We start from the raw sequence: 13,956 nt of genomic DNA, 5'->3' as shown, positions 1-13,956 counted from the left end.
CTCGAGGTCAAGGCGCTTGCGCTTTTCCTAATTAGTGTTTAAAATGACGTACTCCTGTAAAGACCATTGCGATTCCGTATTCATCGGCTTTTTGAATGGATTCTTCGTCACGAATGGATCCGCCAGGTTGGATGATAGCTGTGATGCCAGCTTTTGCCGCAGCTTCAACTGTGTCACCCATTGGGAAGAATGCATCTGATGCAAGTGCTGAACCTTTTGCCTTTTCACCTGCTTGGTTAATTGCGATATTTGCTGATCCTACACGGTTCATTTGACCGGCACCAATTCCAATGGTCATGTTGTCTTTTGCTAACACAATCGCATTCGATTTAACATGCTTTACTACCTTCCAGCCGAGCTTTAAATCTGCCCATTCTTGTTCAGTTGGTTCACGTTTAGTCGGAACAGAGATAGTTGCCTCTTCAAATCCGTAAGTATCTTCATCTTGAACAAGTAATCCGCCACGAACGGACACAAGCTTCTTTTCAACCTTCTTGTCATCTGAAAAGTCAACAGTCAATAAACGGAGATTTTTCTTTGAAGAAAGAATTTCAAATGCTTCCTCACTGAATGATGGTGCAATAATAATTTCAAGGAAAATTTCTCGCAATTTATGAGCAGTTTGTGCATCAACTTCACGGTTCACTGCGATAATCCCACCAAAAATTGACGTTGAATCTGCTTCATATGCTTTTTGGTATGCTTCCTCTAAATTAGCGCCAACTCCAACTCCGCAAGGATTCATATGCTTAACAGCAACTGCTGCGGGCTCTTTGAATTCTTTAACTATTTGAAGGGCAGCATCTGCATCGTTAATATTATTGTAGGATAATTCCTTTCCGTGTAATTGTGTTGCAGACGCAATCGAAATGTTCGTTCCTAATGGCTTTTTATAAAATGCAGCCTTTTGATGAGGGTTCTCCCCATAACGAAGGTCTTGTTTCTTTTCATAAGTAACGGTTAAGGATTCTGGATTTTCCTCACCCGCTGCATTTGTTAAAAATTCAGCGATAACTGCATCATAAGCAGCAGTGTGTCGGAATACTTTTGCTCCCAATCGAAGCTTTGTTTCAGCTGCAACTTCACCTTTTTCAGCAATTTCCGCTAATACAGTATCGTAATCCTGTGGATCAACCACAACTGTTACATATTTGTGGTTTTTTGCAGCAGAACGAAGCATAGAAGGTCCGCCAATATCGATATTTTCAATTGCATCCGCAAACTGGACATCTGGTTTTGCAATTGTTTGTTGAAATGGATATAGGTTGACAACAACTAAATCAATTGGTGTAATGTCATGCTCTTGAAGTTGTTTAACATGTTCTTCATTTTCTCGTACTGCAAGAAGACCACCATGAATATTTGGATGTAGTGTTTTTACACGACCATCCATGATTTCTGGAAAGTTTGTTACCTCTGAAATTCCGATGACAGAGAGGCCTGCTTCCTCAAGAGTACGCTTTGTACCGCCTGTTGAAATAACTTCAACCCCATTATCAATTAAACCTATTACAAATGGAACAAGTCCCTGTTTATCTGAAACACTGACGAGTGCTCGCTTGATTGTCACTTTGAATCGCTCCCTACTCTAGAATTCTTTGCTGTTACAAGTGATTGCAGGATCTGTGGATAAAATTCATGCTCAATTTGATGAACTTTTTCTTCAATGAGTGCTAATGTATCTCCTGGTTCAATAGATAGTTCCCTTTGTGCAATGATTGGGCCTGTATCCATACCTTCATCGACATAATGAATCGTAACACCAGTCGTCTTCACGCCCGCTTGAAATGCCTGACCAACTGCATCCTTACCTGGAAAGGCAGGTAAAAGAGAAGGATGGATATTGATAATTTTATTGCGATACGCCTTTAAAAGCGTATCGCCAATTAATCTCATGTATCCAGCCAATACAATTAATTCTACATTTTTCTCACGTAAAACTTCCACAATTTCGGCTTCGAATAATGATTTTTCTTGATAGTCTTTTGGTGAAAAAACAAAAGTGTCCACCCATTCCTTTGAAGCACGTTCGATTACTTTTGCACCTGGCTTATCACAAACTAGTAATTCAATTTCTGCTGCAAGTCTTCCTTCTTTTATCGAATCTGCAATAGCTTGAAAGTTTGTGCCACTCCCTGATGCAAAGACAGCTATTTTCTTCATACAAGTGCTCCCCCACCAAAGGTTACACCATTACCTTCTTTAATTCGGCCAATTATATATGCTTTTTCCCCTTGCTCCTCAAGTAGTTGAAGAAGTTCGTGGAGGTCAGCCTCATTGATAGCTAGCACCATTCCGATTCCCATATTAAATATATTAAACATTTCTTCACGATTAAGGTTTCCGGTCTCTTGGAGCAGATCAAAGATTGGCGGAATTGGCCATGAACCGTAATCAATTTCCGCCCCTACACCTTCTGGAAGCATACGGGGAATATTCTCAACAAAGCCCCCACCTGTAATATGGGACATTCCCTTTACTTCAAACTTCTCCATTGCTTTTAATAAAGACTTCACATATATTTTAGTCGGTTGAAGAAGTTCTTCACCTAATGTACGCTCGATTTTTCCGTACGTTTTGTGAAGGTCTAATCCACCATCCTCTAGTAGAACCTTCCGTACGAGTGAATAGCCATTACTGTGTATTCCGCTTGAGGAAAGACCGATTAGAACATCACCAGGCTTGATTGAAGCACCGGTTACAAGCTTAGACTTCTCTGCAACACCTACTGAAAAACCAGCAAGGTCATATTCATCCTCACTATACATTCCTGGCATTTCAGCAGTTTCACCACCAATTAACGCACAGCCTGCTTGCTCACAACCGTCCGCAATTCCTTTTACAATTTGCTCGATTTTTTCAGGTTGTGCTTTTCCGCATGCAATATAATCTAAAAAGTATAAAGGCTCAGCTCCCTGAACCACAATATCATTTACACACATTGCAACCGCGTCGATCCCAATGGTGTCGTGCTTATCCATCATAAAAGCCAACATCAGTTTAGTGCCAACACCGTCTGTGCCTGAAACCAAAACAGGCTCTTTTACGTTTACCTTAGATAAGTCAAACATTCCACCAAAGCTGCCAAGTCCACCCATCACTTCTGGGCGAACTGTTTTTGCAACATGCTTTTTCATTCTGGAAACAGCCTCATAGCCTGCTTCAATGTCTACTCCAGCTTGCTTATAAGCATTTGCCATCGTTATGAACACCTCTACTTTTTTTAGCTGAATACTTTTTCATGCGGCAATACCGTATCTGGGAAGATCTCCGTTGGATATTTCCCTGTAAAGCAAGCCATACATTGACCGCGATTTTCTCCTTCAAACGGTCTACCAATTGCTTTTACAAGCCCCTCAGGACTTAAAAATGTTAATGTATCCGCCCCAATGATTTGACGCATTTCTTCAATTGAATGTGAAGAAGCAATCAATTCCTCATGTGTTGAGGTATCAATTCCGTAAAAGCATGGATTCTTAATTGGCGGTGAACTAATGCATACATGCACTTCTAAAGCACCTGCATCGCGAAGCATTTTTACAATTCGTCGGCTTGTTGTTCCACGAACAATTGAGTCATCCACCATGACAACGCGCTTGCCTTCCACAACCCCATTAACAGGTGAAAGTTTCATTTTTACACCTTGTTCACGTAATGATTGGGTTGGCTTAATAAACGTTCTACCGACATACCGGTTTTTGATGAGACCTAACTCATAAGGAATTCCTGATTCTTCTGCGTAACCAATCGCTGCTGAAATACTAGAATCCGGTACACCTGTTACAATATCGGCATCAATTGGTGCTTCAAGAGCAAGCTGTTTACCTAAATTTTTTCTTGCTGTATGAACATTCACACCGTTAATATTACTATCCGGACGTGAAAAATAAATATATTCCATGCTGCACATTGCACGATTTGCCATTAATGAAAAACGTTCTGATTGAATGCCTTCATCATTGATCACAATTAGTTCACCTGGCTCAACATCTCTTTCGAATTTAGCCCCGATTATATCAAATGCACAAGTCTCAGAGGCTACTACCCAAGCATCACCCAGTTTGCCAAGTGATAACGGACGAAGACCATTTGGGTCCAGAGCAACAATCATTTTCTTTTCAGTCATGATCAAAAAGGCATAAGCCCCTTTTAACATTGTTAAGGCATTTTTGACACGGTCTTTAATTTTTGTATAGCCGCTTTTTCTAGTTAAGTGTGCAAGAACTTCTGTATCAGAGGAAGTTTGAAAGATGCTTCCTTGGTTTTCCAACTGATGCTTTAAGTCATTTGCATTTACAAGGTTTCCGTTATGCGCAATCGCTAGCCCACCTACTTGAGAATGAAAGAGGAGGGGCTGAACATTTTGAATGCCCCCACCCCCAGCTGTTGCATAACGAACATGCCCAATCGCTGCATTTCCTTCTAGTTGTTCGAGTTGGCCATTGCCAAATACTTCATTTACAAGGCCTTCTCCTTTTACAATTCGAAGCTTTTCGCCATTACTGACAACAATACCGGCACCTTCTTGACCACGATGCTGTAAGCTGTGTAATCCATAGTAAGTTAGTTTTGCTGCATCTGGATGTCCCCAGATACCGAATACACCACATTCCTCATTTAAGCCTTTGAGTTCAGCAAGCATGGGATAGCTCCTTTCCATGTGCGTCTTAGATCATCGACTGGAAGATTAATAACTTCCTTTCCAGTTTGATCCTCAACAATAAATGATCCAGCGCCTGTTACTTCTCCGACCAGATTTGCTCTTACAAGCTGTTCAAACTTTTCTTTGTTTTCTTTCTTCACAGTTACGATAAAACGAGATTGTGTTTCACTGAATAACTCAGTTACTACATCCCCTTGAATTTTCACCTTTACACCTAAACCTTTTGCTCCAAATGTGCTCTCTGCTAATGCAACTCCGAAGCCACCCTCTGCCACATCATGTGCAGAAGCGATAACACCTGCACGAATGGCAGTTAAAACTTGTTTTTGTCTTCTTTTTTCAATCTCTAAATCTAGTTCAGGAACGGGACCAAAAATCTCGCCATGAATTAATTTTTGTAGCTCGCTGCCTGCAAATTCTTCTTTCGCTTCTCCTACTACATACACGAGGTCGCCTGCTTCTTTAAACTCCTGAGTCGTAATATGAGCGACATCATCAATCAATCCAACCATTCCGATAACTGGTGTTGGATAAATAGCTTTACCGTTCGTTTCATTGTTAAGAGACACGTTTCCTCCAATAACTGGAGTGTTTAACACACGGCATGCCTCACTAATTCCATCTGCTGCTTTTTCAATTTGCCAAAAAATTTCTGGATTCTCTGGATTCCCAAAGTTCAGGTTATCAGTAATCGCAAGCGGTGCGCCACCAGAGCAAACAATATTTCTTGCTGCTTCACTAACAGCAATTTGCCCACCAACCTCAGGGTCTAGATAAAGGTATCTAGAATTACAGTCTGTTGTCATCGCAAGTGCTTTCTGAGTATCACGAATTCTTACAACCGCTGCATCTGACCCCGGAGCCACAACCGTATTTGTACGGACCATGTAATCATATTGATCATAAACCCATTCTTTACTTGCGATTGTTGGTTGTGCAAGTAAATCCAGTAGAGTTTGCCCTACATCTTCAAGCTTAGGAGCTTCAACCTTCATTTCCTTAAATTCACGATACATAGCTGGCTCACTTGAAGGCTTATGATAGATAGGTGCCTCTTCTGCTAGTGCATCAACCGGAACATCCGCGATAACTTCACCCTTGTGTACTAATCGAAGTTGTTTATCATCTGTAACTTTACCGATCGCTACAGCTTCAAGGTCATATTTATTCACGATATCTTGGATTTCTTGCTCTCTTCCTTTTTCAACAACGATTAACATACGCTCTTGTGATTCAGAGAGCATCATTTCATACCCTGTCATCCCTGTTTCACGTTGTGGAACAAGATCAAGGTTCATTTCAATTCCTGAGCCAGCCTTACTTGCCATTTCCGCGGAAGAGCTTGTTAATCCAGCTGCACCCATATCTTGAATTCCGACTAATGCATCACATTTTACAAGTTCTAGGCATGCTTCAAGCAATAGCTTCTCCATAAAAGGATCTCCAACTTGTACAGCTGATCGTTTTTCATCAGATTCCTCAGAGAGTTCCTCAGATGAAAAGGTTGCACCGTGGATACCGTCACGGCCTGTTTTCGCACCAATATACATCACTGTGTTGCCGATACCTTTTGCCTGACCCTTTTGAATATCTTCGTGGTTAATTAGCCCAACACACATAGCGTTAACAAGGGGATTCCCTTCATATGAGGAATCAAATTGAATCTCTCCACCAACCGTAGGAATTCCAATACAATTTCCGTAGCCAGCGATTCCTGCGACTACTTCTTCAAACAAGTATTTCACTCTTGGAGAAGTTAGCTCTCCAAAACGAAGTGAGTTTAATAGAGCGATAGGTCTTGCTCCCATTGAAAAAACGTCACGAATTATTCCACCAACACCCGTTGCTGCCCCTTGATATGGCTCAATTGCAGAAGGATGGTTATGACTTTCAATTTTAAAAACAACCGCTTGGTTATCACCGATATCAACGATCCCAGCACCTTCACCTGGTCCTTGAAGAACGCGCTCACCAGTTGTCGGAAACTTTCGTAACACAGGCTTTGAGTTTTTATAGCTACAATGCTCAGACCACATAACTGAAAATAAACCTGTCTCTGTATAATTTGGAAGTCTACCAATAATCTTTTCGATTAATTCAAACTCAGAATCACTTAAACCCATTTCACTATATATTTTTTGTTCTTTAATTTCGTTCGGACTTGGTTCAAGAAGTAACGACATGTGCTGCCAACCTCCAATTTTTCACAATTGATTGAAATAATTTGATTCCATCTGCACTACCTAATAACTCCTCAACCGCTCTTTCCGGATGAGGCATCATTCCTAGAACATTTCCACGTTCATTTGTAATACCTGCGATATCTGCAACACTACCATTCGGATTTGTTCCGTTATATGTGAATGCGATCTGATTATTTTCTTGTAATCTAGCTAGTGTTTGCTCATCACAATAATAGTTTCCTTCACCGTGGGCAATCGGAACTGTGATGACTTCACCCGCTTTATATTCAGATGTAAACATTGTTGTACTGTTTTCAACTCTTAGCTCAACCGGACGACACATGAACTTTAGTTTCTCATTACGGCGCATCGCACCTGGCAGAAGCCCTGCTTCTAACAGGATTTGGAAGCCATTGCATACACCAAGGATTGGTTTACCAGCCTCAGCTGCTTTTACAACCTCGTCCATGACATTTGAAAAACGAGCAAGTGCACCTGTACGTAGGTAATCTCCATAAGAGAAGCCTCCAGGAAGTAGAATACCATCGAACTCTTCAAGATTTGTTGCAGTATGCGATACATACTCGACTTCTTCACCAAGGGCATCTTTTACAGCATGATACATATCAACATCGCAGTTAGAGCCTGGAAACACGATTACGGCAAATTTCACTGTGTGACAACCTCCTCAACCTCATAACGATAATCCTCAATTACCGTATTTGCTAAAAGCTTTTCACAAATTTCCTTAACCGTTGTATCAAGGTCAGCTACTGTTTCATCAATCATTAACTCCATATATTTTCCGATACGAACATCATTTACTTCTTTATAATTTAATTGGTGCAAAGATCCTTTCACAGCACTTCCTTGTGGATCTAAAACACTCTCTTTTAATGTTACATAAACCTTTACCTTGTACATCATGCAATTTGTCCTCCTAGTCGATTTAAAATTTCCGTATAAGCGTCTGTTACATTTCCGAGGTCTCTGCGGAATACGTCTTTATCCAATTTTTCATTTGTTTCAATATCCCAGAAGCGGCAGGTATCAGGTGAAATCTCATCAGCTAATAAAACCTCTCCGTCTTTCGTAACACCAAATTCAAGTTTAAAATCTATTAATCTGATTTGAAGGTCTGCAAAGAAAGAACGTAATACACCATTGATTTTTAGTGCTTGTTCTTTAAGTTCTAGCACTTGGTTTTTTGTTGCAAGACTAAGAACTTCAATGTGATCCTCGTTCACGAGTGGATCACCTAGGTCATCATTTTTATAGTAAAATTCAACAATTGGTTTTATTAAATCCGTTCCTTCTTCAATTCCAACTCGCTTTGAAAAACCGCCAGCAACCACATTTCGTACAACAACTTCCAACGGTATGATTGATACATGCTTGACGAGTTGTTCATTTTCTGAAAGCTTGCCGATAAAATGTGTTTTGATTCCTGCAGTATGGAGCTTTGAAAAAATGAGGCTTGTAATCTCGTTATTCAATCGACCCTTGCCAACGATCTGTGCTTTTTTTTCCCCATTAAACGCTGTGGCATCATCCTTGTATTCAACTAAGACGATGGAGTCTTCAGCAGTTTGATAGAGTTTCTTAGCCTTTCCTTCATACAGTAAACGAAGCTTTTTCACGTCCATCTGGACTCCCCCTAAAAGATTCAGATTAAGCGACATTATATATTTTATTTATAAACCTAAGCGTTCAAAAATCATGTCTACATGCTTAAGGTGGTAATTATAATCAAAGCAATCCTCAATTTGTGCTGGAGATAAACGGCTCGTGATTTTTTCTTCAGCCTCAATTAACCCGCGGAACGGAACTTGTTTTTCCCAAGCTTCCATTGCCTTAGGCTGTACCGTATCATAAGCCTCTTCTCTTGTTAAACCTGAGTCAATCAGCGCTAGTAGCACACGTTGCGAGTAAATCAATCCAAGTGTACGGTCCATGTTGCGTTTCATGTTCTCTGGGAACACAGTTAGGTTCTTTACAATATTTCCGAAGCGATTAAGCATATAATTCAACGCAATCGTAGCATCCGGTAAAATAATGCGCTCTGCAGATGAATGTGAAATATCACGTTCATGCCAAAGGGGCACATTTTCATAGGATGTCATCATATATCCACGAATCACACGAGCCAATCCTGTCATGTTCTCAGACCCAATTGGATTTCGTTTGTGTGGCATGGCTGATGAACCTTTTTGACCTTTCGCAAAAAATTCTTCTACTTCTCTTGTTTCACTCTTTTGCAAGCCACGGACTTCAACCGCAAATTTTTCTATTGAAGTTGCGATAAGGGCTAATGCGGACATATACGCTGCGTGACGGTCACGCTGTAATGTCTGTGTAGAAATCGGTGCAGCTGTAATGCCAAGCTTTTCGCACACATACTGCTCAACAAACGGATCGATGTTGGCATAAGTTCCAACCGCTCCTGAAATCTTCCCAAACTGAACACCCTCCGCAGCATGCTTAAAGCGTTCAAGATTACGTTTCATTTCCTCATGCCATAAAGCAAGCTTTAAGCCAAATGTTGTTGGTTCAGCATGAACGCCATGTGTACGCCCCATCATAACGGTATGTTTATGTTCTTTCGCTTTTTCCGCTAAAATATTGATAAAGCGTTCTATGTCTTTTTGTAAAATGTCATTGGCCTGTTTTAACAGATAAGATAGGGCTGTATCTACAACATCAGTAGACGTTAATCCATAATGAACCCATTTTCTTTCTTCACCTAGTGTTTCTGATACGGCACGTGTAAAGGCCACAACATCATGTCTTGTTTCTTCTTCAATTTCTTTAATTCGATTCACATCAAAGGATGCATTTTTACGGATAAGGGCAACATCTTCTTTTGGGATATCACCCAACTCCGCCCAAGCCTCACAAGCTAAAATTTCCACTTCGAGCCAAGCACGGAAACGATTCTCCTCCGTCCAAATAGCCCCCATTTCCTCACGAGTGTAACGTTCAATCATGTAAAATCCTCCTTAAACGCGAATATGTGAATCATTCCAAATTTGTAAGGAATCTGACTTTTTTAAAGCCTCTTCCACTGTTTGTCCTAAGACGGTAACATGCCCCATCTTTCTCTTCACTTTTGCTTCTGCTTTGCCATATAAATGAACCTTCACACTTGATAAAAGAGATACTTTTTCAAGTAATGGCTGGACATGCTCACCAAGAATGTTTGTCATCACAACAGGACGTAAAAGAGTCGTTTCTCCAAGCGGCCAATTACAGACTGAGCGAACATGCTGCTCGAATTGTGAAGTTTCGCACGCATCAATTGAATAGTGTCCAGAGTTATGTGGTCGTGGTGCCAGTTCATTGATATAGATTTCACCATCCTCCGTCACAAACATTTCAACCGCTAATGTTCCTACTAATTGAAATTCGGAAGCAAGCTTCATTGCCATTTCTCTTGCCTTAGTTTCTCTTATTTCAGAAATTCTAGCCGGAACAATTGATTGGTGTAGGATATTCTCAACATGAATGTTTTCCGATACTGGAAAAGCTTTTACCTCACCTGCTATATTTCGTGTAACAATGACAGAAACTTCTTTCTGAAATGGAACCCATGCCTCCAAGATACAACGCCCAGAAGCTAGAAGTTTTCCTGCTAATGCTATATCTTCCTTCTGTTTTAAAACAAATTGACCTTTTCCGTCATAGCCTCCACGGCAAGTTTTTAACACAGAAGGAAATCCAATTACCTCAACTGCCTCAGCTAATTGCTCTTGATTTTCCACAAGTTGAAACGGCGCAACTTTCAAGCCAATCTCCTGAATTGCACTCTTTTCAGTACCACGATCTTGTGTAATTTTTAATAGGTGGCTTCCTTGTGGTAGATTTGCATTTTCTTCAAGCCATGTAAGAGCCTCATAATCTATATTTTCAAATTCATACGTAATTACATCACTAACGCTTGCCAATTGCTTGATAGCCTCTAGGTCATCATAATTGGCCGTAATTTCAATATCAGCTACCTGCCCACACGGTGAATTTGGCGTTGGGTCTAAAACAGCCACAAAAAATCCCATTTCCTTAGCCGAAATGGCCATCATTCGTCCAAGCTGACCCCCACCAATAATTCCAATCGTTTGGCCCGGTAAAATTTGCTTATTCAAGTTCATCACTACTTTCTAGTACTTGAATTTTTTTATTTTCTCTTATATCAACAAGCTTCTGATCCCACTCTGGATTAGATGTCCCAAGAATCGAAGCTGCTAGTAATCCAGCATTTGTAGCGCCTGCTTTCCCAATTGCAACCGTTGCAACTGGTACCCCACCAGGCATTTGAACAATTGACAATAAAGAATCGAGTCCATTTAATGCACGCGATTGAACCGGAACCCCGATTACAGGTAGGGTTGTTTTTGCTGCAACCATGCCTGGTAGATGTGCAGCACCACCAGCTCCCGCAATGATGACCTTAATGCCTCGCTCCTTTGCGTTTTGAGCATATTCAAACATAAGATCCGGAGTACGGTGAGCAGAAACTACCTTTTTTTCAAAAGGAATTCCAATATCCTCTAAAACATTGCATGCTTCTTTCATCGTTTCCCAATCTGAAGTACTTCCCATAATTACACCAACTACTGGATTCATAAGATCCTCCTAAATTGTCATAAAAAAATGCCCAGGCAAAAGACTGATTTCCAAAAAGGGAAAGCAATCCTACCTGGGCATTCTATATCAAGAATAGGTAAAATTATACTTTTCCCTCATAGTCCAATAATTTACGGTTATCGGGTAGAAACTTATGGGCCATATTCCCAAGATTATATGAGGTATTTTTTCTAACCTAATCTTATCAACATTGCTATTCAATTGTCAATTAATATCGAACGTTTTACAAAAATTTCATTTTTAATGTTCGTGTTTTACTGCAACTTCCCTTCAAAAACAATCCTTCTCCCACAAGGTTCGACGATAATCTCTCCATTACGCGTTACCTCCTGAAAGACAGGTTCCTCCATTCTTCTAACAGGAAAATACCCTTCTGCCTTCATTCGGTCGAGGCATTGATCAATCGTTTCATTTTCTTTCACTTCAAATTTTTGCTTTTTTGGTTTACTCATGTTTCAAGCTTTCCTCTCCTAACAGCCCTGACCCAGAATCCGCCATGAATGGATTTTGGTTCATACGTAATCACAAACGCCTTCGGATCCATATCAGTAATGGTTTTATATAATTTCATCTCATATTTGCGTGGAGTTAAAATCGTCATCGACAATCGGTCTCCCTCTCTACCTTGGGTTTGCCATGTCGTAACACCGTATCCCTCATCGCGCAATTTTTTCGGCAAATCCATCTCATATTCCTTTGTTATTACATTTACCGTAATATATCCGAGCGCAAGCTTCTCTTCAATTTTCATCCCTACAATGACACCGATTCCGTAACCAACTGCATATGCCACTAAATTTTGAATCTGGTTTAAATTATCTAACACCAAACCAAGACCTACTACATAAATAACAACCTCAACCGTACTTATTAACGCAGCTAAATATCGCTGCCCCTTCAACGTCAAGATCATTCGAATCGTAAAAAAGGACACATACACAATATTAATCACTAAAATAATGAAAACCATTACATACGCATTCGATAACAAATTTACTCCCCCTTAGGAACCTTTCCTTCTCTTAGCTTACCAAAGTATTCATTTTACTAAACATTTTCCCTAAAGAATACTACCCAAAACATATTTTTTCATGAATTTTTCGTAGGCACATACCTATTTGAATCCTCATATACTACTTTAGTGGAATTATGTATTTTTGAGGAGGGAACAACAGCCCATGAAAATGGACCAATTTAAAAATATGAATAATTGGCGAAAACAATGGGACCATTTTTTTGGTGATGAATTTTGGAATGAATTTACCCCATTTTTCGACAACGCCCATTCTCAACTAAATCTTTATCAAGGTGAAAATGAGCTACTGGTTGTCTTAAGCCTACCAGGGTTAACAAAAGTCGAGGATGTCGACATTTATGTAAATCATCAAACACTCGAAGTACAAGGAAAAATCAATTTGAACTTTAAAGGCTTTGATATCATTCAAGAAGGTATTTTTCAAGGTAGCTTCCAACGAGAAATACAACTCCCCTACACGGTAAAAGAAGATCGGATTAAAGCAAGCTATAAAAGAGGGCTCCTACTCATCCACCTTCACAAACAAATCCCCGATGACTCCCGTAAAAAAGTCGAGGTAGTAGATGGAGACAAATAACTGGAAAAATCCCTCACGGTTCAGTGGGGGATTCTTTTACATAGGGTGATTTAGTTTATTTACATAAATAATTAGGACGATTGTTCCAACAAGAGTAATTGCGCCGAAAAGTAGTCCTACCCATTCACTTAAGTATTCTAAGCCAAATGGAAGTAAAATGGTAAGAAGACCGATAATAATTGTAAACACACCGACTGCTTTTGCTAACTTCTCCTTATCTCCTTTAAACGTTTCTTCATTATATCCAGCGATTAGAGAAAGCATCTTCTTCTTCCATGTCAAATACCCCATAAAGATACATAAAAGCCCAACAAGAAAGCAGGTAATGAATCCAGCAAGCATTGGAGGTCCTCCTTTGTTATTTGTTATGTATAACGGTATATACGGTTTTACGGGGTGGGAGGTTTCAGGAATGGTAGTTTTAGGTTAATATATGGGTCGGTTATTTGTCCTATGTTCAGCTTATTTTTTTAGTTGGGGTACACGCTTTGTGGTGTTGCGGGGTTTGTGGGGTTATTTACGGTATAGCATTTATTGTTTCTCAATATGGCGATATACTGTTTAAGCTATTTGCGGTATAGCATTTATCGTTTTGCGATGTGACGATATACCGATTAAGCTGTTTACGGTATATCCTTTATCGTTTTTCGATATGACAATATACCGATTAGGCACTTATTGCTTTTCGAGTTTTCCTAATTTCATCATAAAGCGATCACCATACTCACAATTACATTCCTTTTATCTACCTATTAGAAGAAAACCCACCACGATTTTCAAATTACTCTTTCCAAACACAAAAAAAGACCAACCATAACGGCTGATCTTTCAGTTGCCTAGCGACGTCCTACTCTCA

At 40.0% G+C, this 13,956-nt stretch carries 15 protein-coding genes and 1 riboswitch; of the genes, 1 reads left to right on the top strand and 14 read right to left on the bottom strand.

Annotation, left to right across the window (positions count from 1 at the left end):
• Positions 1-31: 31 nt before the first annotated feature.
• The 13 genes from purH to CKJ95_RS18605 all read right to left on the bottom strand — a co-directional run bounded on the left by purH (position 32) and on the right by CKJ95_RS18605 (position 12,478).
• Positions 32-1,570 carry a bifunctional phosphoribosylaminoimidazolecarboxamide formyltransferase/IMP cyclohydrolase gene (purH, locus tag CKJ95_RS18665; protein WP_099354958.1) on the bottom strand — a complete coding sequence of 513 codons (1,539 nt, stop codon included), beginning with the start codon at positions 1,568-1,570 and terminating at the stop codon, positions 32-34.
• On the bottom strand, positions 1,567-2,163 hold the full coding sequence (gene purN / locus CKJ95_RS18660; protein WP_099354957.1) for a phosphoribosylglycinamide formyltransferase: 597 nt from the start codon (positions 2,161-2,163) through the stop codon (positions 1,567-1,569). Before purN ends, purH begins: the two co-directional genes overlap by 4 nt.
• Complete coding sequence (purM, locus tag CKJ95_RS18655) at positions 2,160-3,200, bottom strand: phosphoribosylformylglycinamidine cyclo-ligase (protein WP_099354956.1); 1,041 nt, start codon at positions 3,198-3,200, stop codon at positions 2,160-2,162. Before purM ends, purN begins: the two co-directional genes overlap by 4 nt.
• A 23-nt stretch (positions 3,201-3,223) precedes the next feature.
• Entirely contained in the window at positions 3,224-4,642 is a 1,419-nt protein-coding gene (gene purF, locus CKJ95_RS18650) for an amidophosphoribosyltransferase (protein WP_099354955.1), read from the bottom strand.
• Positions 4,618-6,846, bottom strand: a complete 2,229-nt coding sequence (gene purL / locus CKJ95_RS18645) for a phosphoribosylformylglycinamidine synthase subunit PurL (protein ID WP_099354954.1) — start codon at positions 6,844-6,846, stop codon at positions 4,618-4,620. Before purL ends, purF begins: the two co-directional genes overlap by 25 nt.
• On the bottom strand, positions 6,830-7,519 hold the full coding sequence (purQ, locus tag CKJ95_RS18640; protein WP_099354953.1) for a phosphoribosylformylglycinamidine synthase subunit PurQ: 690 nt from the start codon (positions 7,517-7,519) through the stop codon (positions 6,830-6,832). Before purQ ends, purL begins: the two co-directional genes overlap by 17 nt.
• Complete coding sequence (gene purS, locus CKJ95_RS18635) at positions 7,516-7,770, bottom strand: phosphoribosylformylglycinamidine synthase subunit PurS (protein WP_099355016.1); 255 nt, start codon at positions 7,768-7,770, stop codon at positions 7,516-7,518. The genes purQ and purS overlap by 4 nt, the downstream gene beginning before the upstream one ends.
• Positions 7,770-8,486: a phosphoribosylaminoimidazolesuccinocarboxamide synthase gene (purC, locus tag CKJ95_RS18630; protein WP_142353962.1), complete on the bottom strand. Its 717-nt coding sequence runs from the start codon at positions 8,484-8,486 to the stop codon at positions 7,770-7,772. The genes purS and purC overlap by 1 nt, the downstream gene beginning before the upstream one ends.
• 54 nt (positions 8,487-8,540) lie before the next feature.
• Positions 8,541-9,833: an adenylosuccinate lyase gene (purB, locus tag CKJ95_RS18625; RefSeq protein WP_099354951.1), complete on the bottom strand. Its 1,293-nt coding sequence runs from the start codon at positions 9,831-9,833 to the stop codon at positions 8,541-8,543.
• Positions 9,834-9,845: 12 nt separating this feature from the next.
• A complete protein-coding gene (gene purK, locus CKJ95_RS18620; protein ID WP_142353961.1) occupies positions 9,846-10,985 on the bottom strand; it encodes a 5-(carboxyamino)imidazole ribonucleotide synthase in 1,140 nt (379 codons plus the stop codon).
• Positions 10,978-11,466, bottom strand: coding sequence for a 5-(carboxyamino)imidazole ribonucleotide mutase (gene purE, locus CKJ95_RS18615; RefSeq protein ID WP_099354949.1), 489 nt, complete (start codon positions 11,464-11,466; stop codon positions 10,978-10,980). The genes purK and purE overlap by 8 nt, the downstream gene beginning before the upstream one ends.
• 99 nt (positions 11,467-11,565) lie before the next feature.
• A riboswitch (purine riboswitch) is annotated at positions 11,566-11,667 on the bottom strand.
• Positions 11,668-11,741: 74 nt separating this feature from the next.
• On the bottom strand, positions 11,742-11,939 hold the full coding sequence (locus CKJ95_RS18610) for an NETI motif-containing protein (protein ID WP_099354948.1): 198 nt from the start codon (positions 11,937-11,939) through the stop codon (positions 11,742-11,744).
• Positions 11,936-12,478 carry a DUF2179 domain-containing protein gene (locus CKJ95_RS18605; RefSeq protein ID WP_099354947.1) on the bottom strand — a complete coding sequence of 181 codons (543 nt, stop codon included), beginning with the start codon at positions 12,476-12,478 and terminating at the stop codon, positions 11,936-11,938. Before CKJ95_RS18605 ends, CKJ95_RS18610 begins: the two co-directional genes overlap by 4 nt.
• A 187-nt stretch (positions 12,479-12,665) precedes the next feature.
• Here CKJ95_RS18605 and CKJ95_RS18600 point away from each other — a divergent pair, with 187 nt between their 5' ends.
• Positions 12,666-13,100, top strand: coding sequence for an Hsp20/alpha crystallin family protein (locus CKJ95_RS18600; RefSeq protein WP_099354946.1), 435 nt, complete (start codon positions 12,666-12,668; stop codon positions 13,098-13,100).
• A 36-nt stretch (positions 13,101-13,136) separates the two neighbouring features.
• Here the strand turns inward: CKJ95_RS18600 and CKJ95_RS18595 are convergent, their stop codons facing one another.
• Positions 13,137-13,442, bottom strand: coding sequence for a DUF3784 domain-containing protein (locus tag CKJ95_RS18595; protein WP_099354945.1), 306 nt, complete (start codon positions 13,440-13,442; stop codon positions 13,137-13,139).
• Between the last annotated feature and the right edge of the window lie 514 nt (positions 13,443-13,956).

It is taken from the genome of Fredinandcohnia onubensis, assembly GCF_002734285.1.
GTDB lineage: Bacteria > Bacillota > Bacilli > Bacillales > Bacillaceae_L > Ferdinandcohnia > Ferdinandcohnia onubensis_A.
Note: the sequence above shows the minus strand (reverse complement) of the source record. Positions and strands in the feature narration are given on the sequence as shown.